The organism is Mesorhizobium sp. B2-4-7 (assembly GCF_006442685.1).
Classification (GTDB): domain Bacteria; phylum Pseudomonadota; class Alphaproteobacteria; order Rhizobiales; family Rhizobiaceae; genus Mesorhizobium.
Genome location: NZ_VFVH01000010.1, coordinates 84,729 through 106,491 on the forward strand (window position 1 = coordinate 84,729; position 21,763 = coordinate 106,491).

Consider the following 21,763-nt stretch of genomic DNA (forward strand, 5'->3'; position numbering starts at 1 on the left):
GTCCGTTCGGGAAAATCGTGCATGATGGCGTAAATGGAAACCGCTGAAAAACGCCAGCGCGGCCGGCCGCGCGCCTTCAACGGCCCCTCGGAAGCGGCTTCGGTGCAGTCGTTGGACCGGGCCTTGCGCATCCTGGCCATCGTTGCCGAAGGCAGCGGCCTATCGCTGAGCGAGATATCCGCGCAAAGCGGTCTGGCCGCCTCTACCGCCTACCGCATGCTGACGACGCTCGAAAACCACGGCATGGTCGAGTTCGACAGTTCGGACCAGCTTTGGTCGATCGGCGTCGAGACCTATCGGATGGGCGCGGCGTTCCTGCGCCGCCGCAAGCTGGTCGACCGCGCGCGCATCGTCATGCAGGAGCTGATGGAGAAAACCGGCGAGACCGCCAATCTCGGCGTCGCCGAGGACGATTGCGTGGTGTTCGTCAGCCAGGTCGAGACGCACCAGGCAATTCGCGCCTTCTTCCGACCGGGGACGCGCAGCCCTTTTCATGCCTCCGGCATCGGCAAGGCGGTGCTGGCCCATCTCGAGCCGGAGCGCGTCGGAGCCATCCTGCGCAAGGCCGGCCTGCAGCGCTTTACCGACAGGACGCTGTCCGACATCCCTGCCCTCGCGCATGATCTCGCGACGATCAAGCTGCGCGGCTGGTCGGTCGATGACGAGGAACGGCATCCAGGCATGCGCTGCGTGGCATCAGCCATTTTCAACGAATTCGGCGAGCCGATCGGCGGAGTCTCGGTGTCGGGCCCGACGGTTCGGGTGACGCCTGAACGGCTGGCCGAGATCGGCCCGCTGGTGCACAGCGCCGCGGCCGAGGTCACAAAGATGATCGGCGGCGTGCAAACCGGATGATCAACCTGCTCCGGGCAGCGCGCTTCTGCTCGCAAGATCGAAGAAATCGAGCAGGATCGCCATGCCGACACCGCAGGCGGTGAAGACGAGGCCGGTGATGAAGATGCGGTTGGCGCGTTCATAGGCGCTCAGCCGCAGGCACTTTGTGTCGAGCAGAAGCGACAATGCCCGCATCTGCAAGGCGATGCCGGCCAGGATCGGCAGCACGGCGACGAGATGATAGGTCTGCCACGGGATCGGATTGGCGGCCCAATGCGTGATGAAGCCCAGGGAAAACGCCAGCAGGATGCCAACGGCCGTGACCGTGCCGTTGCGGAAAATGATTTCGACCTGTTCCTCTTTCGGGTCCTGCTCGTCCAAGGATCACCCTCCCCCATATCGCCCGCAGATTATCGCCCAGCAGATTAGGCCTTCGGGAAATGCCTGTACATTGCCGATCGCATCGACAAAAGCCGATGACCGAGGGTTCAGGCGTCTCCGTGAAAGTCGGCTAATCCAACAGGTGTGCCGCCATCCAAGCGTAGAAAAGGGGCTCGCCTGAGCCCCTCTTCTGGTGCTGAACGGTGCTCCTCCTCTCAGAGACGGCAGTAATGGCGATAGCCGTCGTAACCGATGTAGGTGTCGGAGTCCGGATCGTAGCTCGAATAGCGATCGAAGCAGCGGCGGACGTGCCACGAGCCGCCGCCCTCGTCGACGTAGACGGTGCGGGGCTGGGCAAGCAGGCTGCCCAGGACAAAACCGCCGACGCCGGCGGCAATGCCGATGCCGATGCCATGGTGGTGGTGATGCGAATGAGCCGCCGAGGGCTGGACGGTGCCGACCAGTGCGGTGGCGGCGACAGCGGTGGCGATGAGGCCGGAAACGAGTGCGCGCTTGAACATGACGATCTCCTTGCTTCGTTTGGAGAGGCGACTCATCCGCCTCTTGATCATCTGTCGTTCGGCACAAGAAAAAGGTTCAAATCTTTTTTGAACGTGAACCAAGGAGGTCATGCTGACGGCGGCCTGCAAGGGCCTGGCTAGACATTGATGACCGTCCCATTTCGCCCAACGAAAAAGGGCGGCCGAAGCCGCCCTTTCGGGAGAATTGGGTCCCTCCATCAAAGAAAGATGATCACCTTGCCGTGCTTGTGGTGATGATGGTTGTGGTGCTTCCACCAAAACTTCTTGAAGTGCTTCTTGTGATGGTTGTGGTGATGATGGTGGCCGTGCATGCCGTGGGCCGACGACGTGCCGACGGTGCCGGCGAGCGCGCCGGTGGCGACGAAAATGGCAACGAGGCCTGAAACGAGAGTGCGCTGGAACATGATGATCTCCTGGATCTTTTGATCGAGGCGACCCATTCGCCTCTGACCATCAGTCGGCGCGGCGCGGGAAAAGGTTCGAAAGGTGGAGGAGATTTTTTTCGGCAAGGCCGGAGATGGGATGAATCGTGAGTAGTGAGTAGTGAGTACTACTGACTACTGACTACTGACTACTGACTACTATTCACCACCCCATGCCCGTGACATGGCGCAGCCAGAAGGCGAGCGCGATGAAGCCGATGATGGTGGTGACGCCGGTCCAGTCGATATTGGCGTTCTTGAGGTTCCTGATGACCTTCACCAGCAGCATCCAGGCTATGACGACGATCGGCAGGATGATGACGAATCTGATCATGCGACAGCCTCGCCCAAGCGATTGCACCTGCCAGAGATATAGGAAGCGAATTGGCCGTTTTCAGGATGCCGTGTCTGTTGCCCGGCAGCGTTCATGAGCGCCTCAAAACCGACATTTGTCTTTACTGGCGCCGCAAATATGGCTAACCGGTGCCGCATGCCCTTGTAGCTCAGCTGGTAGAGCAGCGGTTTTGTAAACCGAAGGTCGCGGGTTCGATTCCTGCCGGGGGCACCACCCTTCGCTCTTCGAGCTTCGGGTGGCAGGCCACCCAGAGCCCGTTATAAGAACACCAGATCTCGCGAAACGAAGAAGTGTCCTCCGAAACCCAGCGGACTCTCGCTAGGCGGCCGTCGCGACCTGGCCGGCTGCCACTTCGCCGCAGAACATGTTCTTCACCCTGACGGATTTGTAGACGTAGGCGACCCAGGCTCCGGTGAGGATGAACGACAGAACGGGTGTCATCAGCGCATCTCCAGCAAAGATTTGGCTCACCGGGACGCCTAGAGTTGATGAGATCAAGATCGTGTCCAGGACGAGCACAACCGGTATCGCAATCCACTGAAACAGAAACAATTGTGGAAAGCGTCGGCTTCGCCGCAGCATCGAAATGAGCACAACCAGTTGAAGCGCCAGAAATGCCAGATTGAGGGCAACCTCGCTATACACCGCAAGCAGCCCATTTGGCAGGGGCAAGAGTTGCCGGTAACCCTCGACCGAATTGGCCAAGTCGGCGAGCGTGCGCAGCGGCGACAAAACCTGACCGATCGCAAGCAGCATAAGCCAGCCACCGAATCCTACAAGAGCCGCCGGGCCCTGTGACGGCTTCACGGCTGAGCGAACCGCAAAGAAAACAGGCACGCCGATGATCAGCAGTACGATCGCCCAATGCCAGATTGAAAACGTCCCCATTAACCTCTCCCCTTCGCACTCCTATAAGTTGTATCAGATTTCAAATTCAACTCAAGAGGCGACTTCGCGTGCAATGAGGTCGGTGCCGAAGCGGCGACTTTCTCCTGCTGTCCTGAGTCTCGAGCCCCAACCCGGAACCAAACCCGGCCGGAGACGGTTAACGATCGAAGGGACCGCAAACTCTGTAGCGGAACAATGATCGAACTCTTGGACATAGAACTGGCCAGAGCCAGGCAGCGAATTGGCCGAGCGGAACTCGCCCTCAAACGAGCGGAAGAAATGCTGGACGGAGACTGTGGCGTCGGCATCAATCTCGCGCTCTGCAGCAGGATAAGGTCCGCGCAGCGGCGCGTGACCGAAGCGCGAGAGCGCCTGACAAAGATCGATCCGACCGATCACTGATTTTACCTGCGCCACTGCGGCCGCGCGTCTGCTTTCCCTTCAGTCGATGCTTCGAAGGGATCGCTAGGTCCACCGGCTACGCTGTCAATCCCCCCCAACGTCAAGCCGCTAGGCCATACCGTGCGCGGGGCCCGGCGGTGTAGACGGGCGCCGCCGTTGGCACTCATCGTCAGTCACACTGGCAGCGGAAGCTGGTTTCATGCCGCGGTCGCTTCCATCCTCACACCCCGATCGCCGCCACCAGGATCCGGTTCTGCCGTCGGATCGCCGCGCGCAGTTCCGCTATCCTTGCCTCGTCGCGCTTCACGAACTCGATGAACATCATGTTCATGTTGTTGAAGACCAGCTCACCCACCGCCTGCCCGTCGATGTCGCGCCGCACCAGGCCGATCTCCTGCAGCCTTGCGATCAGGGCACGGATCTGTTGCGTCAGAGCGCGGTCGAGCGCCGTGTAGGCTTGGCCGAACGGGCTGTCGGGCAGTTGCGTCGAGATCGCCATCGCCTGGCGCCACATCTCCTTGCTGAGATAGTGCAAGGAGTGCTCGATATAGATGCCGATCAGCGTGTCCAGCGCATCGCCGACATTGGCCGGTGGGCTGTCGACCACGCCTCGCCCGGCATTCAGCACCTCGTTGACCTCCATGGAGACGATGGCGCCGAGGATGTCGCCCTTATTCTGGTAGTAATTGTAAATCGTCCCGATCGACACTTCGGCCTGGGCCGCGATCACCTCGATCTTGGCGCCTTCATAGCCGGCCTCGCGGAAAAGCTCGGCCGCCGCCTCGATGATGCGGCGGTGCCGGTCGGCCTTTTGCCTTGCCCTCAATCCATTCATACCGGCTGTCTGCCACAAAAACAGAATTGACTCAATTTTAGAATTGGTTCAACTTTTTGCAAGAAGCCACAAAGGCAAGGGAGAACACTCGATGTCCGCACGATCCGCAGCCAACAATCCGCTTTCAATCCTGAAGAGACATCTGGGCGCCGCTTGCGGCGCCACGGCGCTGGTGCTCTCAGCAGCCGGCGCCAGCCAGGCCGCCGATCTCAACGCCCTGATCTGGTGCGATCATGCCGACCCGGCGCTGCTGCAGCCCTTCGAAGAGGCCAACAACGTCAAGGTCAACGTCAAGGAATTCGAGGGCACCGGCGCGGGGCTCGCCATCGTCGAACAGTCGCAACCCGGCGACTGGGACGTGATGGTGATCGACAGCATCGACGTGCCGCGCGGCGTGGAAAAAGGCCTGTTCGAGCCGCTGCCGGAGGACAAGCTGCCGTTGGGCGACCTCTTTCCGCAGGTGAAGATGGACAACTCTACCGTGGTCGGCGGCAAGCGCTACGGCATCACCGAAAAGTTCGGCTACAACACGATCGGCTTCAACAAGACCAAGGTCGACCCGGCCGACATGCAATCCTTGGCGTCGCTGACAAGCGACAAGTACAAGGGCAAGGTCGCCATCTACGATTATTACCTGCCGGTCATCGGCATGGCGGCACTCGCCATCGGCAAGAAAACGGCTGAACTCACCGAGGCCGATCTTCCCGCCCTCAAGGCCGAACTGCTCAAGATGAAGGCCAACGCCAAGCTGGTCGGCGAGGTGACCGCCAGCCAGACAGCGCTCGCCACCGGTGAAGTCGATATTCTGGTCGGCGGCGGCGAATGGGTGACGGCGGGCCTGGCCAAGGAGAACCCGGCGCTGGACTTCTCGATCCCCAAGGAGGGAGCGGTGCTGTGGTCGCAGTCGCTGGCCATGTTCAAGGACTCCAAGAACAAGGACGTGGCGCTGAAATTCATCCAATACATCATGAGCCCGGAAGGCCAGGCGCGGCTTGCCACCTCGTCCTGCTATTGGGGCATGCCGGCGAACAGCAAGGCGGCACTCACCGACGACCAGAAGAAGATCCTGCGCTTCGACGAGCAGCCCGAATTCCTTGCCCGCGCCCAGGCCTATCCGGCGCCGAATGCCGATCTCGACAAGAAGATGCAGGACATGTGGACCGAGATGCTGCAGGCGCAGTAGACGGCCGTCGTGAGCAGCACCGCGAACAAGGCCCTGCCCTGGGCGCTGGTTACGCCGGCGCTCGGCTGGACCTTGCTGTTCTTCGTGTTGCCTTTCATCGCCATGGGGCTTTCCAGCCTGACGTCGCATGAGGGCGGCGGCTTCACATCAGCCAATTACAGCCAGTTCTTCACCAATCCTGCCTATTGGCAAGCGATGGTGAATTCGCTGGAGGTGACGGCGATCGTCACCGTGGTCTCGGTGCTGCTCGCCTATCCTTTCGCCTGGATCCTGGCCGAACAGGTGCCGGAACGCTGGCAGCGGCTGGCGCTGATGCTGGCCGTGCTGCCGTTCTGGACGTCCTATGTCGTGCGCTCCTATTCCTGGCTTCTGGTGCTGGCGCAGAACGGCGTCATCAACCGGACGCTGACCGGCATCGGCTTGACCAGCGAACCGCTGCAGCTCGCCAATACGCGCTTCGCCACCGTGACCGGCTTCGTGCATTTCTTCGTCATGCTTTTGACGCTGACGATCTTCGCCAATTTGAAGCAGCTCAGTCCGAGCTACCGCAAGGCCGCCGCTGATCTCGGCGCCGGGCCGGTGCGCACCTTCCTGCATGTCATCCTGCCGCTGACCTTGCCCGGCATCATGGTCGGCGCCTTCCTGACCTTCGTGCTGTGCATCGGCGACTACATCACGCCGCAGATCCTCGGCGGCAACAACGAGCTGGTCATGCCGCAGCTGGTGATGATGCAGATCGGCCGGCGCGGCGATTTTCCGCTGGCCTCCGCCCTGTCGATTATCCTGATGGCGGTCGTGACCATCGCCTATCTCGCCTGCGCCCGCTGGCTGAAGATCGAGCGGGCCTGAGATGCGCCTGATCGTCCGAACCGCTTCCTGTCTCTACGCGATCGCCATCTATGCCTTCATTTTCCTGCCGGTGATCGTGCTCGTGCTGTTCTCGCTGCAGGCAACCTCCTTCCCCATCCCGCCCTTCACCGGCCCGTCGCTGCGCTGGTACCAGGCCGTCCTGTCCGATACGCGGCTGACCTCGGCGCTGGTGAACTCGCTGCTGGTGGCCGTCCTTTCGTCGCTCGCGGCCGTCACGCTCGGCTTCCTCAGCGCCTGGGCGTTCGCGCGCTTCGTGCTGCCGGGTTCGGCCCTGCTGCGAGGGTTGATCACGCTACCGCTTACCGTCAGCTATCTCATCATCGGCATGGGGCTGCTGGTGCTGTTCAACTGGGCCGGCGTGCCGAAATCGCTGATGGCCGCCGGCATCGGCCATGTCGTGATCAACCTGCCGCTCTGCTTCGCCATCGTCTACAGCCAGATGGGCGACCACCAGATCAACATCGAGCGCGCCGCGCGCGATCTCGGCGCGCCGGAATGGAAAGTGCTGCTCTTGATTACTGTGCCTGTCATGGCGCCGGCCATCTTCGCCGGCTTCTTCCTGTCGATGACCTTTTCCTGGGACGAATTCGTGATCTCCTTCCTGCTGACACGCTTCGAAACCACGCTGCCGGTCGAAATCTGGAATCTGCTGCGCTCTGGCCTCAACCCCAAGACCAACGCAGTCGGCTCGCTGGTGTTCGCCGTTTCCATCGTGCTGGTGGTGCTGTTCGAATTGACATTGCTGCGGAGGAAGCCGGCATGAGCGCGCCCCTGGTCGACATCCGCGGGGTCTCGCACCGTTTCGGCCAGCTGGCGGTGCTGAAAGACGTATCGCTGCGGATAGAGCCCGGTAGCTACACCATCCTGCTCGGACCGTCGGGCTCCGGCAAGACGACGCTTTTGTCGATTTTGGGCGGCTTCGTCACACCGAGCGAAGGCAAGGTGTTCATCCGAGGCGAGGACTGCACCGCCGTTCCGCCGGCAAAGCGCCCGACAACGACGGTGTTCCAGGATTATGCGCTGTTTCCGCATATGAGCGTCGGCGGCAATGTCGGTTTTGGCCTGCGCATGCAAGGCGTCGATGGCGCGACACGCGCCGCGCGGGCGCGTGAGACGCTGGCGCTGGTCGGGCTGGATGCCGCCTTCGACAAGAAGCCGCACCAGCTCTCCGGCGGCCAGCGGCAGCGCGTAGCGCTGGCGCGCGCACTGGTGATCGAGCCCGCCGTGCTGCTGCTCGACGAGCCGCTCGGCGCGCTCGACCTCAAACTGCGCCGGCAGATGCAGGACGAATTGAAAGCGATCCAAAAGCGCGTCGGCACCGCCTTCATCCATGTCACCCACGACCAGGAAGAAGCGATGGCGCTGGCCGACCACTGCGTGGTGATGAGTGACGGCCGCATCGAGGACGAAGGGCCGCCCGAACGCGTCTATGCGCGCCCAAAGACACGCTTTTCGGCGACTTTCATGGGCGAGAGCACCATTCTTCGCGGAACGGTGGCGGAGATGATGGACAGGACAAGCACTGTCGCGACACAGGTCGGGCCGGTCTCGGCGTCCGGAGCGTTGCCGGTGGGATCGGCGGTTGCCTTGGCCATCCGGCCGGAGCACCTTGCCCTGGGCGCGACCTCAGGCGCCACAAAGCTGGGCAAGGCGCAGGTCAGCGATGTCGTTTTCCAGGGCAGCTTCAAGCGCGTGCTCGCGGTCTCCGCTGAAGACGCCACGCTGCAATTCATCGCCAAACTGCCCGCGACGTCCGTCGTGCAGCCGGGCGACACGGTCTCGGTTTCCTGCGATACAGACAAGATCATCCTGCTGACGGATTGAACATGGGCATGCTTGCGGTCGTCGACGCACCTGACTGGTACGAAACCATCGGCATGGGCGACGGTGTCACGCTGATCCACGAGCCATGGATCAAACCGTTCTTCCGCTGCAATATGTGGCATGTGCGCGGCCGCGACCGCGACCTGCTGTTCGATACCGGGCTTGGCCATTTCAGCCTCAGGCGCCATGTGCCGCTGGTCAGCGAGCGCAAGCTCACCTGCGTCGCCAGCCACACGCATTTCGATCATATAGGCTGCCACCATGAATTTCCCGAACGTTGCGTGCATGCGGCCGAGGCTGAAATCCTCGCCGATCCGCGCAACAAATGGACGGTGGCTGACCGCTACGCCAATGAAGAGATGTTCGATCGCCAGCCGGAAGGTTGGGACACGGCGCGCTATCGCATCATGCCCGCCCCGGCGGACCGCCTGCTCGAACATGGCGACATCGTCGACCTCGGCGATCGCGCCTTCGAGGTGATCCACACGCCCGGCCATTCGCCAGGCGGCATCGCGCTGTACGAGAAGAAGACCGGCATCCTGCTTTCCGGCGACATCATCTATGACGGCCCGCTGATCGACGACGTCTACCATTCCGATATCGGTGATTATTTGGGGACGATGTTTGCCATGCGCGGCCTCGACGTCTCGGTCGTGCATGGCGGCCATTTCCCGAGTTTCGGCAAGGTGCGCTATCGCCAGCTGATCGACGAGTATCTGGCACAGAAACGCCAGGCCGGCTGCCATCTGCAACCACGCTCCTAGCAGTCAGCTTGTTTTGACCTACAGCGCCCTTTGCGGACAAGGCATTCCGGCAGCATCGCCGCAGCGCGAGGCCGTGGGCAAGGGCCTGAGGCTTGTTTCTTCCGAGCGGCGCACCAGTTCGGCGAAGACAAGCGCGAAGCTTCCCAGCACGACGGAGATGATGATCAGGCGTGTTACCAGCAATATGTTGGTCCCGGCTGGCGCGTGTCCCCGGAATCGGGCTCGACTCTCGAAGGATTCACGCACGATCAAAAGTGCCACAGCGTCTTTCGTATCCTGAAAGGCATAAAATCGCTGTGGGCGCCCCCACGCCACCATGCCGGCTAACATGATCGATGCGGCTTTACGAGAGTTTAAGCCCGGCCTTAACCATCACATTGGCTCGTTCCCTGATATGATTCGCGACTGCCGGTTCGAACCGCACGTCTGCGGGCTCTCTTTGCACACAGGCCCGCCCATGCTACCCCGGCCCAGCCGCCAACCGGTCACCGTCGGGGAGCCATGAGCAAAGCCGCCAACAGCATCGCCTTCGTCTCGTCCGGCACGCCTGACGCCAAAGCGGCGCTGGAAAGCCTGTCGGCGCGCTATGGCCAGCATTCGGTCGCGGAAGCCGATGTCGTCGTGGCCCTGGGCGGCGACGGTTTCCTGCTGCAAACTTTGCGCGATACAATGGGAACCGGCAAAAAGGTCTACGGCATGAACCGTGGCACCATCGGCTTCCTGATGAACGAATATCGTTCCGGAGGTCTCGCCGAGCGCATCGCGGCCGCGGTCGCCGAAACGATCCGTCCGCTGGAGATGCAGGCCGTTACCTCGGATGGCGAAACCGTCTCGGCGCTGGCCATCAACGAAGTGGCGTTATGGCGCCAGTCCTATCAGACGGCCAAGATCCGCATCACCATAGATGACCAGGTACGGCTCGAGGAACTGAATTGCGACGGCGTGATGATCGCCACGCCGGCTGGCTCCACCGCCTACAATCTTTCGGCGCATGGGCCCATCCTGCCGCTCGACGCGCCGCTGCTGGCGCTTACCCCCGTCAGCCCGTTTCGCCCGCGCCGCTGGCGCGGCGCTTTGCTTTCCAACAAGGCAACCGTGCGCTTCGATATACTAGAGGCGGAAAAGCGGCCGGTGAACGCCGCCGCCGACCATACGGAGGTCAAGGCCGTAGCTTCCGTGACGGTGAGGGAATCTGCGACGGCGACCGCAACTTTGCTGTTCGATCCCAATCACTCCTGGAACGAACGCATACTGGCGGAACAGTTCCGTTATTGAGCCGATATTGAGCCGGCGCGCGGATAAGCGGCCGGATCAGACATAGTAATTAAGGTTACGACTTCACAATCGAGCCATTGCCGGCCGTTTGTGTTGACAAATCGCGGGCTTGCGCCTAGTTGCAGTGATGATCTTGCGGGCGCGCGGCGCCTGCCGCGACGGATGCCGTTGCGCTTCCCCGAACAGCCAAAGACAGCCAGAACTTGTCCTCAGACACCCAGACCGCTCAAGAAGCGTTGACTTTCGCGGACCTCGGCCTATCGCCGAAGGTCCTTTCCGCAGTCACCGACGCCGGCTACCTCAAGCCGACGCCGATCCAGGCCGGCGCCATTCCGCACGCGCTTCTGGGCAAGGATGTGCTTGGCATAGCACAGACCGGTACCGGCAAGACGGCCTCCTTCGTGCTGCCGATGCTGACACGACTGGAAAAGGGCCGCGCCCGCGCCCGCATGCCCCGCACGCTGATCCTGGAGCCGACCCGCGAGCTTGCGGCGCAGGTCGAGGAAAACTTCATCAAATACGGCAAGAACCACAAGCTCAACATCGCACTGCTGATCGGCGGCGTGTCGTTCGACGAACAGGACAAGAAACTGGAGCGTGGCGCCGACGTGCTCATCGCGACGCCCGGCCGCATGCTCGACCACCGCGAGCGCGGCAAGCTCTTGCTCAACGGCGTCGAGATCCTCGTCATCGACGAAGCCGATCGCATGCTCGACATGGGCTTCATTCCCGATATCGAGCGTATCTGTGAGATGATCCCCTTCACCCGGCAGACGCTGTTCTTCTCGGCGACGATGCCGCCCGAGATCACCAAGCTCACCGAAAAATTCCTGCACGCGCCGGTGCGTGTCGAGGTCTCCAAGGCCGCCTCCGCCGCGACCAACATCATCCAGCGGTTGGTGAAGTCCGGTTCCAAACCCTGGGACAAGCGCGAGACGCTGCGCAACCTGATCAAGGCCGAGGATGCAGAACTGAAGAACGCCATCATCTTCTGCAACCGCAAGATCGAGGTGTCGGAGCTGTTCCGCTCGCTGCTGAAATATGACTTCGACGCCGGCGCGCTGCATGGCGACATGGACCAGCGCGCGCGCATGCAGATGCTGGCCAATTTCCGCGACGGCAAGCTGCGGTATCTGGTCGCCTCCGACGTGGCCGCGCGCGGCCTCGACATTCCCGATGTCAGCCACGTCTTCAACTATGACGTCCCGATCCATGCCGAGGATTACGTCCACCGAATCGGCCGTACCGGCCGCGCCGGGCGCTCCGGAAAATCCTTCACCATCGCGACCAAGTCCGACACCAAGTATATCGACGCCATCGAACGGCTGATCGGCACCAAGATCGAGTGGCATGACGGTGACCTGTCGACGGTGGTGGCCAGCGAAGGCGAGGACGAAGCTCCGCGCCGTGGCCGCGGTGCACCGCGTCGTGCCGGCCGCAAGGACGACGACCGCAAGGACAGGGGCGAGCGCAAGAGAGGCGGACGCCAGGCCAAGCATGGCGAAGACGCGGCACCGGAAACCGTGCGCGAGGAACAGCCGGTCGCGGCCGAGGAAACGGTCGCCGACACTGGTGAGCGGCGCACGCGCAAGGACGCTATCCGCTCGGAAAATTCCGAGCGCAAGAGCTCCGCGGCGCGCAGCGAGCGACGTGCACCGGAACGTGGCGACACCAGGCCCCAGCGCGATGACCGTCGCCCTGCCCGCAACCGAGAAGACGAAAACGACGCCACCGTTGGCTTCGGCGACGACATGCCCGCCTTCATGCGCATCGTCGCCAAGGGCTGACCGACGAGTGGTTCCAAGACAAGACGGCCATCCGGCTTGCCCTCCCGGCAAGCTCCTGGCTGGGCTGGCCGTTACATCGGCCCAGGCATCATCTTGGTCGGTTTCTCCAACATCGGAAACTCGGCCTTGTTGCATTTCACGTTCGGGTTCGTCGGACTGAACATGCCGTTCGGATTATCACCCAGCCAGGCGTGAAGATCGTAGTGGACGAACTCCCTCGGGATGAGCGGATAGTGTCCCTCCATCGGACCCATGAAGGTTTGGCCAAACAGCTTCGGCGGCTCTTTGAGGTCCGGCGTCAGCGGCACCAGCCATTCCGCCCCGACCAGGCGCAGACCGTTTTTCGTCGGCTCGTAGATCAGCACATTGGGGCGCATCGGGTCGAGTTTTTGGCCGACACTTGGGACGTTGACGAAATGGATGCCCATGGCGCCTTTCGGGTAGTACATCGCTCCGGATATCTTTTCTCCGCTATAGTAGACGCAGCCGACCGTCGACAGATAAAGGTCGCGGACGGCGGCGGTGTAGTCCTCATATTTGGCGAGCGACTTTTTCAAGGCCTCGATGTCAGCTTTGTTGGCATCCTCGGCTCGAGCCGCCGCGACGCCCAACCATGCGCTTACAAGACCTGTTAAAGCGAAGACGCCGCAGCGCCCGAGGCTGGCTGTTCTTGTCATGCATTCCTCCCAGATTTTTTTGATCTGGCCGTGCAAGACCGAGGCTGAAAAAGAAAATGCTTATTGCGCGGCCAAGTGTACCGCCTCATCCCCTCCGGAACAGCGACGATGCTATTCCTTTCCATGGCTGCGGGAAAGCGCTTATTTAGGACTGGCTAATTCTCTGGCACGCCAATCTCAATCTGAGCGCGGCCGGTCGCGGCCGGTGAAGCTGTTGCCGTCATCGCCAAGCGACGCCACCGTTGGCTTCGGCTACGACACACCGGCCTTCATACGCATGGTCGCCAAGGTCTGATATCGTGGTGTGTTGCAAGGACGCACGGCCTCGCCGAAGATGGCGTGATGAAGCGTCTGGTGGAAGATTGGGTCTATGGTGGCGTGCTCGCCGGCCTCACCCTGTGCGTGGTGGCGATCGGGCTGGCCGCTCGATTGGAGACAGCCGAGCTCGCCGTCTTCCTTGATTCCGATTTACATGCTCCACCAATACGAGGAGCATGCCGAGGACCGGTTCCGGCTTTTCGTCAACAAGATGCTCGGCGGCGGGGCGCCGCTGCTTACCCGCTTCGATGTCTTTGTGATCAACGTACCGGGTGTATGGGGCATCTATTCCCTGGTTTTCACCCTCGCTGTCACGGTCAATGCCGGGATAGGGCTGATCGCCGCCTACACCACCTTGATCAACGCTTTGGTTCACGTCGCGCAGGCCATCAGGATGCGCAGCTACAACCCCGGGCTCATCACCGCAATTGTCTTGTTCGTACCCGCATCCATCTGGTCGATCCTGACGCTTTCCGGTTCGGGAACGGGCTTCCATATCCTTGGACTTACGGTCGGGCTGCTCATTCATGGACTGATCGTTGCCCATGTCGTCCGGCGGCAGCGCCTGACCCAACGAGCGACGGTCGATAAGCCGACCTCACCGTAACATCATGGAAGAACCCGGGGGCCGCAGGCCTGGCCGTCGGTCGCATTTTGCAAACAAAAACGGCCCCTTGCGAGGCCGTTTTTGCATTCTGATCGATGCTGCTCAGGTGAGCGGCGAAAGCTGGATCTCGACGCGACGGTTTTGAGCGCGACCCTCGGCGGTGGCATTGGACGCTACCGGACGGGTCTTGCCGAATCCCGTGACGGCGAAGCGGCGCGAATCGACGCCCTGGCCAGCCAGGTAGTTGGCGACCGCCAGCGCGCGGCGCTGCGACAGATCGAAATTATGCTGGTCGCCGCCGGTCGAATCGGTATGGCCGAACACGTCGACCGTGGTCTGCTTGAACTTCTTCAGCACCAGCGCGACCGAATTCAGCACTTGGTAAAAGCCGGGCTTCACCGCATCCTGATCGACGTTGAAGGTGATATCGGACGGCATATTGAGGATGATCTGGTCGCCGGAGCGGGTGACGCTGACGCCTGTGCCCTCCAACTGCCGGCGCAGTTCGGCTTCGTTCTGGTCCATGGTGGCGCCGATGGCGCCGCCGGCCAGCGCCCCGATGCCGGCGCCGATCAGCGCGTTGCGACGATCATTGCCGCCCGCAAGCAGGCCAAGGCTGGCGCCGGCCAGGGCGCCGAGGCCGGCACCGGCCGCCGTGTTGGAAATTTTCTGGTCGCCGGTATACGGATCGGTGGTGGTGCAGGCGCTCACCAGCACAGCCGTCGCCACGACGACGAGCACGGTCTTCTTCATAGGATTGTCCCTCTCCAAGTCACGCCTTGCGGTGGCGCCAAATCAGCCCTTCGCGCGACTTGTACCATGAAATGCGGCGAAAAGCGGAACGGGAAAAACACCGGCAACGGCTTTTCCCCGGGGCACGATTTCCCGATTGGGCGTCCAGGAATCTACCAGAGATTCCGGCCGTCGATGGCCACCACTTCGACCTTGTCCAGATCGAAATCGTCGAACAACCGCGAGTTGACGCTGATCTTGGGATTGTCGAAATCCGGCTCTCCGCTCGACCAGTCCGGTGTTTCGGTGAAGGTCCCGCAGCCGCAGGTGTCGCAAAAACCGTGCTTAACGGTCTTCGATCCCCACTGATAGAAGGAAACATTCTTCTGCGGCGTGAGCAGCTTGAACTGCGCAGGAGTGTAGTAGGCCCAAAGCGAGCCGCGTTTCGAGCAGAACGAACAAGTGCACTGCGTCAGCGTCTGCGGTGCTTGCGAAACCTCGAATATCGTCGCCTTGCAGTGGCAGCTTCCCTTGATGATCATGGACGTCACCTCTCCCTTGTCCGCCGCCCGCAGGCAACGCAACACAAAGGAGCGGTCCTGGCAACCGTCCGTCAGCAGGCCCCCGCACATCGCGGTCCGGGCCGGTCGCCGCTGCGCCTCCCGGGCTTAGTAGGAGCGCGGCGGCACGAACAGGCAGATCGTCTTACCGGCGTCTAGACCCGCTTGATGCGCGCACCAGTGGAATTCGCCGTCCGGGCTGTCCTTCACACGCTTGTCGGTCATCGGGACAACTTCCCCCGTGCCGGCGATCACATAACCCTCGGGTTTTTCCAAAACCTCGCCAGTATGGGCCGTGCGGCAATCGTAGTTAGCGCAGCATGCGAATGGATAGCTCCAACCCAGCGGCTTCGCCGCTGTAGGCTTGGCGTCGTGGGCGAAGGCAGGCGCCATCGGCAACGCAATCGCTGCGATTGCAAGCAGGCAGAGCATGAGTCGGCCCACCGCGGCCCGAGCCGATTTTGATGGGGCAGCAGACATGGAAGCGCTCCTTTCGACGAGCATCAAGCGTTTCGCTTGCCCGTTCCTGAAACGTGTCTTCCCAGCGGCCGGATCGTCAGCAGGCATTTCTGCCGCGCCCGGCCATAGATGCTTTTGTCTCCCCTCGACCATGGATGGTGGGCCGATTTGTGAGTCGGCGCAAGAAACCACTGCATGCCGATGTCGCAGGCTGAATGCCGCGCATCGGCAACAGAAAACAGGCGCCGTCTCTCGATTGGATAGGCAGGCACAACCATGCCCAGCAGACGGGATCGCAGATAACGAGATTCAGCGAGAGAAGTTCCGGCCTATTCGCCAGCAGGTCCTGTGATCACGTGTTCGTCATACTGCGGCAGGCCGTCGCTGATCGTGTACCACGGCGCCTTGGAACCGACGAAGATATGCTCGGTCGGGCGGATGCTCGGGTCGTCGACGAGCGTTCCCATCGCGACATGGACGAAGGCGCCCTGGCGCACGACCGAATAGAGCAGCGAACCGCACGGCTTGCAGTGCGCGTCATGGCCGTTGTCGTCGCCGAAGACCAGCAACATGTCGTGGCCCTTGGTCAGGACAAACTTGGCGCGTTCGATGCCCGCGAAGGGCTTGAAAGCCGAACCTGTCGTGCGCCGGCAGTTCGAGCAATGGCAATTCGCCGCGTACAGGAACTCGTCAGCGACCGCATAGTGCACCGCGCCGCAGAAGCACTTTCCAACAAGCTTGCGAGCCATCATCCAATCCAAATGTGTGGCACTGTAGGCGCCGGCCCTAATCCAGGTCCGCCACCGCTTCCCCAGCACCACCCTCGATGCGTTGCGACAGCGAGGCTTCCATGAAGTCATCGAGGTCGCCATCGAGCACGCTCGACGGGCTGGTGCTTTCGACACCTGTGCGCAGATCCTTCACCAGCTGATAGGGCTGCAGCACGTAGGAGCGGATCTGGTGACCCCATCCAATGTCGCTCTTCGATGCTTCGGTGGCGTTGGCGACGGCTTCGCGCTTCTTCAGCTCTTCCTCGTAAAGCCGCGAGCGCAGCATCTCCCAGGCCTTTGCCCGATTTTTGTGCTGCGAGCGTTCGGCCTGGCAGGCGACCGCGATGCCGGTTGCGAGATGGGTAATGCGCACCGCCGAATCGGTGGTGTTGACGTGCTGGCCGCCTGAACCGGACGAACGATAGGTGTCGATGCGCACGTCGGATTCGGAAACGTCGATCTCGATCGTATCGTCGATGACGGGATAGACCCAGACGCTGGCGAAGGATGTGTGCCGGCGCGCGTTGCTGTCATAAGGTGAAATGCGCACCAGCCGGTGGACGCCGGACTCCGTCTTCAGCCAGCCATAGGCATTGTGGCCCTTGATCAGCAGCGTCGCGGACTTGATGCCGGCTTCTTCGCCGTCATGCACTTCCAGCACCTCTACCTTGAAGCGGCGGCGCTCGGCCCAGCGCGTGTACATGCGCAGCAACATCGAGGCCCAATCCTGGCTTTCGGTGCCGCCGGCGCCTGCGTGGATTTCGAGATAGGTGTCGTTGGCGTCGGCTTCGCCCGACAGCAGCGTCTCGACCTGGCGGGCCTTCGCCTCGCCTTGCATCGAGCGGATCGCGGCCTCTGCCTCGGCAACGACGCTCTCGTCGCCCTCCTCCTCGCCGAGTTCGATCAGGCCGATATTGTCTTCCAGCGCCTGGGTCAGGCCCCTCACCGCCGCGATGCCTTCCTCGAGGCCCTGGCGCTCGCGCATCAGCTTCTGCGCTTCCAGCGGTTCGTTCCAGAGGCTGGCGTCCTCGGCGCGGACGTTGAGATATTCAAGCCGCTTTATGGCCTGATCCCAGTCAAAGATGCCTCCTCAGCAGGGTAATCGCCTGCCTGATCTCGTCGACAATATTCTGCGTTTCCGCGCGCATGGCCTGGTGTTTTATCCTGTTGCTGAAAGTGACGCCTGGTCGGCGCGATACATAGGGACGGCGCCGCCGCCTGTAAAGCAAATTGGACCGGCCCAGGGCCGGCCCAATCCTGCATGCATACCCGTCAGTAGAGGCCGCCGCCGCCCGACTGGATGGCCTGGTTGGCCTGAGGCGACAGCGCGCCGCCGGAGGCATTGGAGCCGTCGGCGCCCATGCCGATCACCCAATAGCTGTCGGCTGGGCCTGTGCCCGGCTTGAAGGCCTCGATGATGGTGCCGGGATCGCCCGAATTGGCCCGCATGCCGGTCTTGCGGTTGATGGCGACCAGATTCATGCCTTCGGGAACCTTGAAGTCGACATTGGGCGTGCCATCCAGCGCCACGCGCATGAAATCCTTGAAGATAGGAGCGGCGAGGCCGCCGCCGGTGGCGCCATGGCCAAGGCCGCGCGGCGTGTCGTAGCCCATATAGAGGCCGACGACGAGGTTCGGCGTGTAGCCGATGAACCAGGCGTCCTTTTCGTCGTTGGTGGTGCCAGTCTTGCCGGCGATGTGGCGTCCGAGCTCGGCGATGGTGGCGCCGGTGCCGCGCTGGACGACGCCTTCCATCATCGAGGTGATCTGGTACGCGGTCATCGGATCGAGAACCTGTTCGGAATTATCGACAAGCTCCGGTTCCGGCTGGTTCTGCCATTCGGCCGCGTTGCAGCCTTCGCAGCCGCGTTCGTCCTGCTTGAAGACGGTCTTGCCGTAGCGGTCCTGGATGCGGTCGATCAATGTCGGCTTGATCGATTTGCCGCCATTGGCCATGATCGAATAGGCCGAGACCATGCGCATCACCGTCGTCTCGCCGGAACCCAGCGCCATCGGCAAATACGGCGCCAGATGGTCATAGACGCCGAAGCGCTCGGCATATTCGACGACCAGCTTCATGCCCATGTCGTTGGCGAGGCGCACAGTCATCAGGTTGCGCGACTTTTCGATGCCGGAGCGCAGGGTTGCCGGACCGGCGACCGTGCCGTCGTAGTTCTTCGGCGTCCAGGTCGTGTTGCCGCTCTGGATGGTGATCGGCCCGTCCATGATCACCGATGCCGGCGTATAGCCATTGTCGAGCGCCGCGGAATAGACGATCGGCTTGAACGAAGAGCCGGGCTGGCGCATGGCCTGGGTGGCGCGGTTGAACTCCGACTGCGCGTAGGAGAAGCCGCCGACCATGGCCAGCACGCGGCCGGTGTGTGGATCCATGGCGATCAGGCCGCCTTCCACTTCGGGGACCTGGCGCAGGCTGTAGGCGTCGTCGGAGCCTTCGTTCTTCTGGACGAAGACGACGTCGCCCGGCTTGAGCACATCGGCCGGCGACTTGGCCCTGACCGTCTTGCCGCCGACCACATGGCGCATGGCAAAGCCCATGTCTTCCTTGCTGACGGTGCCTTCGACGCGCTCCTTGACGATGTCGCCCGACGCCTGGCGTGCCGGCTGCAAGCCAATCGACAGGCCGGATGCCGAACTGTCGAGCACGACTGCGAGCTTCCATTCGGGAACGTCTTCCAGTCCCTTCACATTGCCCAGCGGCACACCCCAGTCGCCGGACACGTCGATCGTCTTTAGCGGCCCGCGGTAGCCGCGCAGCGTGTCGTATTTGATCAAGCCGTTCTGCATCGCCTTGCGGGCGATGAGCTGGATCTTCGGGTCGAGCGTGGTGCGGACGGACAGGCCGCCTTCATAGAGCGCGTTCTCGCCGTAGCGGGCGATGATCTGGCGGCGCACCTCCTCGGTGAAGTATTCGCCGGCGAACAGATAGGTGCCGTTGCGGCGCGGTGTGACGCCGAGGGGCTCCGCCTTGGCCTTGTCGCCTTCCTCGCGCGTAACGTAGCCGTTCTCGACCATCTGGTCGATGACCCAGTTGCGGCGCTCAAGCGCGCGGTCGGCATGCTTGAAGGGGTGATAATTGTTCGGCCCCTTGGGCAGCGAGGCCAGATAGGCGGCCTCGGCCACGGTCAGCTCGTTCACCGACTTGTCGAAATAAGTGAGCGCGGCACCCGCCACGCCATAGGCGCCGAAACCGAAGAAGATTTCGTTGAGGTAGAGTTCGAGAATGCGGTCCTTGGAATAGGCCTGCTCGATGCGGAAGGCGAGGATCATTTCCTTGATCTTGCGCTCGTAGGTCTGGTCCGAGGTCAGCAGAAAATTCTTCGCCACCTGCTGGGTGATCGTCGAGGCGCCAACCTGACGCCTGCCCGAGCCGAAATTCTGCAGGTTGACGATGATAGCGCGGCCCAGGCCGGTCACGTCAATGCCGGGGTGGTTGTAGAAATTCTTGTCCTCGGCCGACAGGAAGGCCGCCTTGACGCGGTCGGGGATGGCCTGGATCGGCAAATACAGGCGCCGTTCGCGCGCGTACTCGGCCATCAGCGCGCCGTCCGAGGCATGGATTCGGGTGGTCACCGGCGGCTCGTACTTGGCCAGCACCTCATAGTCGGGCAGATCCTTGGACAAATGCCCGATATAGATGGCAACCCCCGCCGCGACCAGCAGGGCCAGCGTCGTGCCAATACCGAAGAAATAGCCAATGAGACGAATCATGCCCGCTCCAGTCCTTGGTTCGGGAATTTCCTAAACGAAGCCGCCTTCCGCGCAAGCATTCGAGCCGGTCCCAACCCGTAATCGAAAACCCATGTCGCTACCATGTGGGCAAAATACGGCAAGGCCGGATTTCGCGGCCGTGAGTCGGAAATAAAAGCGTCGGGTGTTGTCGCCGCGCAACGCTGCCTGTGGTTGCAGGCGTCGTCAGGCATTTCAGCCCCCGGTTCCCGTTCCGGCACGCGCGGAAGCGAACAGCGCGACGGCGTTGGTGATGCTTTGCGCCGCCTTGCCGCGCCAGTCGGCGTCGAGCAGTTGCGCCTCGTCCTTGGCATTCGAGAGATAGCCTAGTTCGACCAGCACGGAGGGGACGTCAGGCGCTTTCAGCACCTTGAATCCCGCGGAACGCTGCGGATTGTTGATGAGGCCGACGCTGGTCGACAACTGGCCGACCAGCGTGTGGGCGAAACTCATCGAAAAGGTGTGGGTCTCGCGGCGGATCAGGTCGATCAGGATATCGGTGACTTCCTTGTTGTCGTCCTTGATCACCATGCCGGCGAACTGGTCCGAGAGATTTTCACGGTCGGCAAGCGCCTGCGCTTCCGGATCCGAAGCCTTGTCGGAAACGGTATAGACGGTCGCGCCACGGATGCCCTTGAGGCTGATGGTGTCGGCATGAATGGAGATGAGCAGGTCGGCCTCATGCTGGCGAGCGATGCGCACGCGGTCGTCCAGCCGCAAATATTCGTCGGTGTCGCGCGTCATGAAGACATCGTATCTGCCGACGGCGGCGAGCTTGTCGCGCAGTTCCGTGGCGAAAGCCAGCGTGACGTTCTTTTCGACGGTGCCGTTCAGGCCCTCGGCACCGCCATCGACGCCGCCATGGCCCGGATCGATGACGACGGTGAAGCGATGGCCCGGATTGGAGACCGGCCCGGTGCCGACCCGCCCGCCCTTGTCGGTCGAAACCGTGGAACCGGTGGTCAGCGCCTGATTGGCAAGGGCAGTGTCGAACTCGCGTTCGGAGGCCGCCGACATGTCGATGGCGATGCGGTAGCCCGCGCCGTCCTCGTTCTTGAGAACATCGAGCTTGTCGACCGCGAACGGCCCCTTCCCGGTGAGAACCAGCCGCGACACGCCTGCCTCCAACTCACCCAGGCGCACGCCCTTGACCAGCCCGCGAGGCTTCAAATCCTTGGCATCGATGGCTAACTTCGTATTCGCCAGATCGATGACCAGACGATTGGGCCCGCGCAAAAGGAACCATTTGACGTCGGGCTCGCGGTCGAAATCCATGACGATGCGCATCTTGGTGGCATCGCCCGCCATCTTGTAACCGGTTGCCGTGAGCGGGGCATCGGCGGCGTTGGCGACCAACGAGATGGTCATCGACAGCAGGAGGCAGAAGATCGCGAGCAAACGGCCGCCGGCACGACTGCCCTTGTCTGTGAAGCCTGCCAGTCCCATCTCTTTGCAGTCGCTCCCGGTTTGGCGCCAAGGCGCCCGGTCATGTAGTCGAAGTGCCGGTTAGGCCGCGAACTCGATTAACGAT

General features: G+C 62.1%; 25 protein-coding genes and 1 tRNA gene. 10 read left to right on the plus strand and 16 right to left on the minus strand.

All coding sequences use genetic code 11. The features are described 5' to 3' along the window. The first annotated feature begins 33 nt into the window (after window positions 1–33). Window positions 34–855: an HTH-type transcriptional regulator BhcR gene (gene bhcR, locus FJ946_RS23650; protein WP_140517623.1), complete on the plus strand. Its 822-nt coding sequence runs from the start codon at window positions 34–36 to the stop codon at window positions 853–855. Here the strand turns inward: bhcR and FJ946_RS23655 are convergent, their stop codons facing one another. From FJ946_RS23655 to FJ946_RS23670, 4 genes are all read right to left on the minus strand, one after another. After that, window positions 856–1,215: a hypothetical protein gene (locus tag FJ946_RS23655; protein WP_140493579.1), complete on the minus strand. Its 360-nt coding sequence runs from the start codon at window positions 1,213–1,215 to the stop codon at window positions 856–858. It lies immediately after the preceding gene. 215 nt (window positions 1,216–1,430) lie between these two features. Then, window positions 1,431–1,736, minus strand: a complete 306-nt coding sequence (locus tag FJ946_RS23660) for a BA14K family protein (RefSeq protein WP_140525532.1) — start codon at window positions 1,734–1,736, stop codon at window positions 1,431–1,433. A gap of 218 nt (window positions 1,737–1,954) precedes the next feature. Further along, on the minus strand, window positions 1,955–2,161 hold the full coding sequence (locus FJ946_RS23665; RefSeq protein WP_140564611.1) for a hypothetical protein: 207 nt from the start codon (window positions 2,159–2,161) through the stop codon (window positions 1,955–1,957). Window positions 2,162–2,342: 181 nt separating this feature from the next. Beyond that, window positions 2,343–2,513, minus strand: a complete 171-nt coding sequence (locus tag FJ946_RS23670; RefSeq protein ID WP_140564612.1) for a hypothetical protein — start codon at window positions 2,511–2,513, stop codon at window positions 2,343–2,345. Window positions 2,514–2,671: 158 nt separating this feature from the next. On the opposite strand from FJ946_RS23670, the gene FJ946_RS23675 reads away from it, so the two are divergent. Continuing rightward, window positions 2,672–2,747 (plus strand) — tRNA-Thr (locus FJ946_RS23675). Window positions 2,748–2,852: 105 nt separating this feature from the next. On the opposite strand, the gene FJ946_RS23680 is transcribed toward FJ946_RS23675, so the two are convergent. The 3 genes from FJ946_RS23680 to FJ946_RS23690 form a co-directional block, all read right to left on the minus strand. After that, window positions 2,853–3,422, minus strand: a complete 570-nt coding sequence (locus FJ946_RS23680) for a DUF2569 family protein (RefSeq protein WP_140517627.1) — start codon at window positions 3,420–3,422, stop codon at window positions 2,853–2,855. 51 nt (window positions 3,423–3,473) lie between these two features. Then, window positions 3,474–3,821, minus strand: coding sequence for a hypothetical protein (locus tag FJ946_RS30835; protein ID WP_181167570.1), 348 nt, complete (start codon window positions 3,819–3,821; stop codon window positions 3,474–3,476). Window positions 3,822–4,044: 223 nt separating this feature from the next. Beyond that, the gene (locus FJ946_RS23690) at window positions 4,045–4,659 is read right to left on the minus strand and encodes a TetR/AcrR family transcriptional regulator (RefSeq protein ID WP_140564614.1); all 615 of its coding nucleotides are present in this window, start codon (window positions 4,657–4,659) and stop codon (window positions 4,045–4,047) included. A 91-nt stretch (window positions 4,660–4,750) separates the two neighbouring features. On the opposite strand from FJ946_RS23690, the gene FJ946_RS23695 reads away from it, so the two are divergent. From FJ946_RS23695 to FJ946_RS23715, 5 genes are read left to right on the plus strand one after another with little or no spacing between them, the layout of a single operon-like run. Continuing rightward, window positions 4,751–5,842, plus strand: a complete 1,092-nt coding sequence (locus FJ946_RS23695; protein WP_140558699.1) for a spermidine/putrescine ABC transporter substrate-binding protein — start codon at window positions 4,751–4,753, stop codon at window positions 5,840–5,842. Between the two features lie 9 nt (window positions 5,843–5,851). Further along, complete coding sequence (locus FJ946_RS23700) at window positions 5,852–6,691, plus strand: ABC transporter permease (protein WP_140517631.1); 840 nt, start codon at window positions 5,852–5,854, stop codon at window positions 6,689–6,691. A 1-nt stretch (window position 6,692) separates the two neighbouring features. Further along, window positions 6,693–7,475: an ABC transporter permease gene (locus FJ946_RS23705; protein WP_140517632.1), complete on the plus strand. Its 783-nt coding sequence runs from the start codon at window positions 6,693–6,695 to the stop codon at window positions 7,473–7,475. Further along, the gene (locus FJ946_RS23710) at window positions 7,472–8,536 is read left to right on the plus strand and encodes an ABC transporter ATP-binding protein (RefSeq protein WP_140522146.1); all 1,065 of its coding nucleotides are present in this window, start codon (window positions 7,472–7,474) and stop codon (window positions 8,534–8,536) included. The genes FJ946_RS23705 and FJ946_RS23710 overlap by 4 nt, the downstream gene beginning before the upstream one ends. Before the next feature lie 2 nt (window positions 8,537–8,538). Then, on the plus strand, window positions 8,539–9,300 hold the full coding sequence (locus FJ946_RS23715) for an MBL fold metallo-hydrolase (protein WP_140564615.1): 762 nt from the start codon (window positions 8,539–8,541) through the stop codon (window positions 9,298–9,300). An 18-nt stretch (window positions 9,301–9,318) separates the two neighbouring features. On the opposite strand, the gene FJ946_RS30840 is transcribed toward FJ946_RS23715, so the two are convergent. Beyond that, complete coding sequence (locus tag FJ946_RS30840) at window positions 9,319–9,483, minus strand: hypothetical protein (protein ID WP_181167386.1); 165 nt, start codon at window positions 9,481–9,483, stop codon at window positions 9,319–9,321. A gap of 318 nt (window positions 9,484–9,801) precedes the next feature. On the opposite strand from FJ946_RS30840, the gene FJ946_RS23720 reads away from it, so the two are divergent. Continuing rightward, window positions 9,802–10,575 (plus strand): NAD kinase, encoded by a 774-nt coding sequence (locus tag FJ946_RS23720; protein WP_140493621.1) that lies wholly within the window; start codon window positions 9,802–9,804, stop codon window positions 10,573–10,575. Window positions 10,576–10,778: 203 nt separating this feature from the next. Continuing rightward, window positions 10,779–12,362, plus strand: a complete 1,584-nt coding sequence (locus tag FJ946_RS23725; RefSeq protein WP_181165113.1) for a DEAD/DEAH box helicase — start codon at window positions 10,779–10,781, stop codon at window positions 12,360–12,362. 71 nt (window positions 12,363–12,433) lie between these two features. On the opposite strand, the gene FJ946_RS23730 is transcribed toward FJ946_RS23725, so the two are convergent. Next, the gene (locus FJ946_RS23730; protein WP_140564732.1) at window positions 12,434–13,039 is read right to left on the minus strand and encodes a hypothetical protein; all 606 of its coding nucleotides are present in this window, start codon (window positions 13,037–13,039) and stop codon (window positions 12,434–12,436) included. Window positions 13,040–13,409: 370 nt separating this feature from the next. Here FJ946_RS23730 and FJ946_RS23735 point away from each other — a divergent pair, with 370 nt between their 5' ends. Beyond that, entirely contained in the window at window positions 13,410–13,964 is a 555-nt protein-coding gene (locus FJ946_RS23735) for an HXXEE domain-containing protein (RefSeq protein ID WP_140564617.1), read from the plus strand. Window positions 13,965–14,066: 102 nt separating this feature from the next. Here FJ946_RS23735 and FJ946_RS23740 read toward each other — a convergent pair whose 3' ends face one another. From FJ946_RS23740 to FJ946_RS23770, 7 genes are all read right to left on the minus strand, one after another. Next, window positions 14,067–14,717, minus strand: coding sequence for an OmpA family protein (locus tag FJ946_RS23740; protein WP_140493627.1), 651 nt, complete (start codon window positions 14,715–14,717; stop codon window positions 14,067–14,069). 152 nt (window positions 14,718–14,869) lie between these two features. Next, the gene (locus FJ946_RS23745; RefSeq protein ID WP_140564618.1) at window positions 14,870–15,238 is read right to left on the minus strand and encodes a GFA family protein; all 369 of its coding nucleotides are present in this window, start codon (window positions 15,236–15,238) and stop codon (window positions 14,870–14,872) included. Window positions 15,239–15,364: 126 nt separating this feature from the next. Next, entirely contained in the window at window positions 15,365–15,736 is a 372-nt protein-coding gene (locus tag FJ946_RS23750; protein WP_140493631.1) for a hypothetical protein, read from the minus strand. A gap of 308 nt (window positions 15,737–16,044) precedes the next feature. Beyond that, complete coding sequence (locus FJ946_RS23755; protein ID WP_140564620.1) at window positions 16,045–16,464, minus strand: GFA family protein; 420 nt, start codon at window positions 16,462–16,464, stop codon at window positions 16,045–16,047. Between the two features lie 37 nt (window positions 16,465–16,501). Further along, window positions 16,502–17,633 (minus strand): peptide chain release factor 2 gene (gene prfB / locus FJ946_RS23760; RefSeq protein WP_140493636.1). Its coding sequence is split into 2 segments (ribosomal slippage): window positions 16,502–17,566 and window positions 17,568–17,633, totalling 1,131 coding nucleotides; the frame shifts between segments, so codons are not numbered across the junction. Between the two features lie 124 nt (window positions 17,634–17,757). Continuing rightward, the gene (locus FJ946_RS23765) at window positions 17,758–20,214 is read right to left on the minus strand and encodes a penicillin-binding protein 1A (protein ID WP_140493638.1); all 2,457 of its coding nucleotides are present in this window, start codon (window positions 20,212–20,214) and stop codon (window positions 17,758–17,760) included. 213 nt (window positions 20,215–20,427) lie between these two features. Beyond that, a complete protein-coding gene (locus FJ946_RS23770) occupies window positions 20,428–21,678 on the minus strand; it encodes an N-acetylmuramoyl-L-alanine amidase (RefSeq protein ID WP_140493640.1) in 1,251 nt (416 codons plus the stop codon). Window positions 21,679–21,763: the final 85 nt, after the last annotated feature.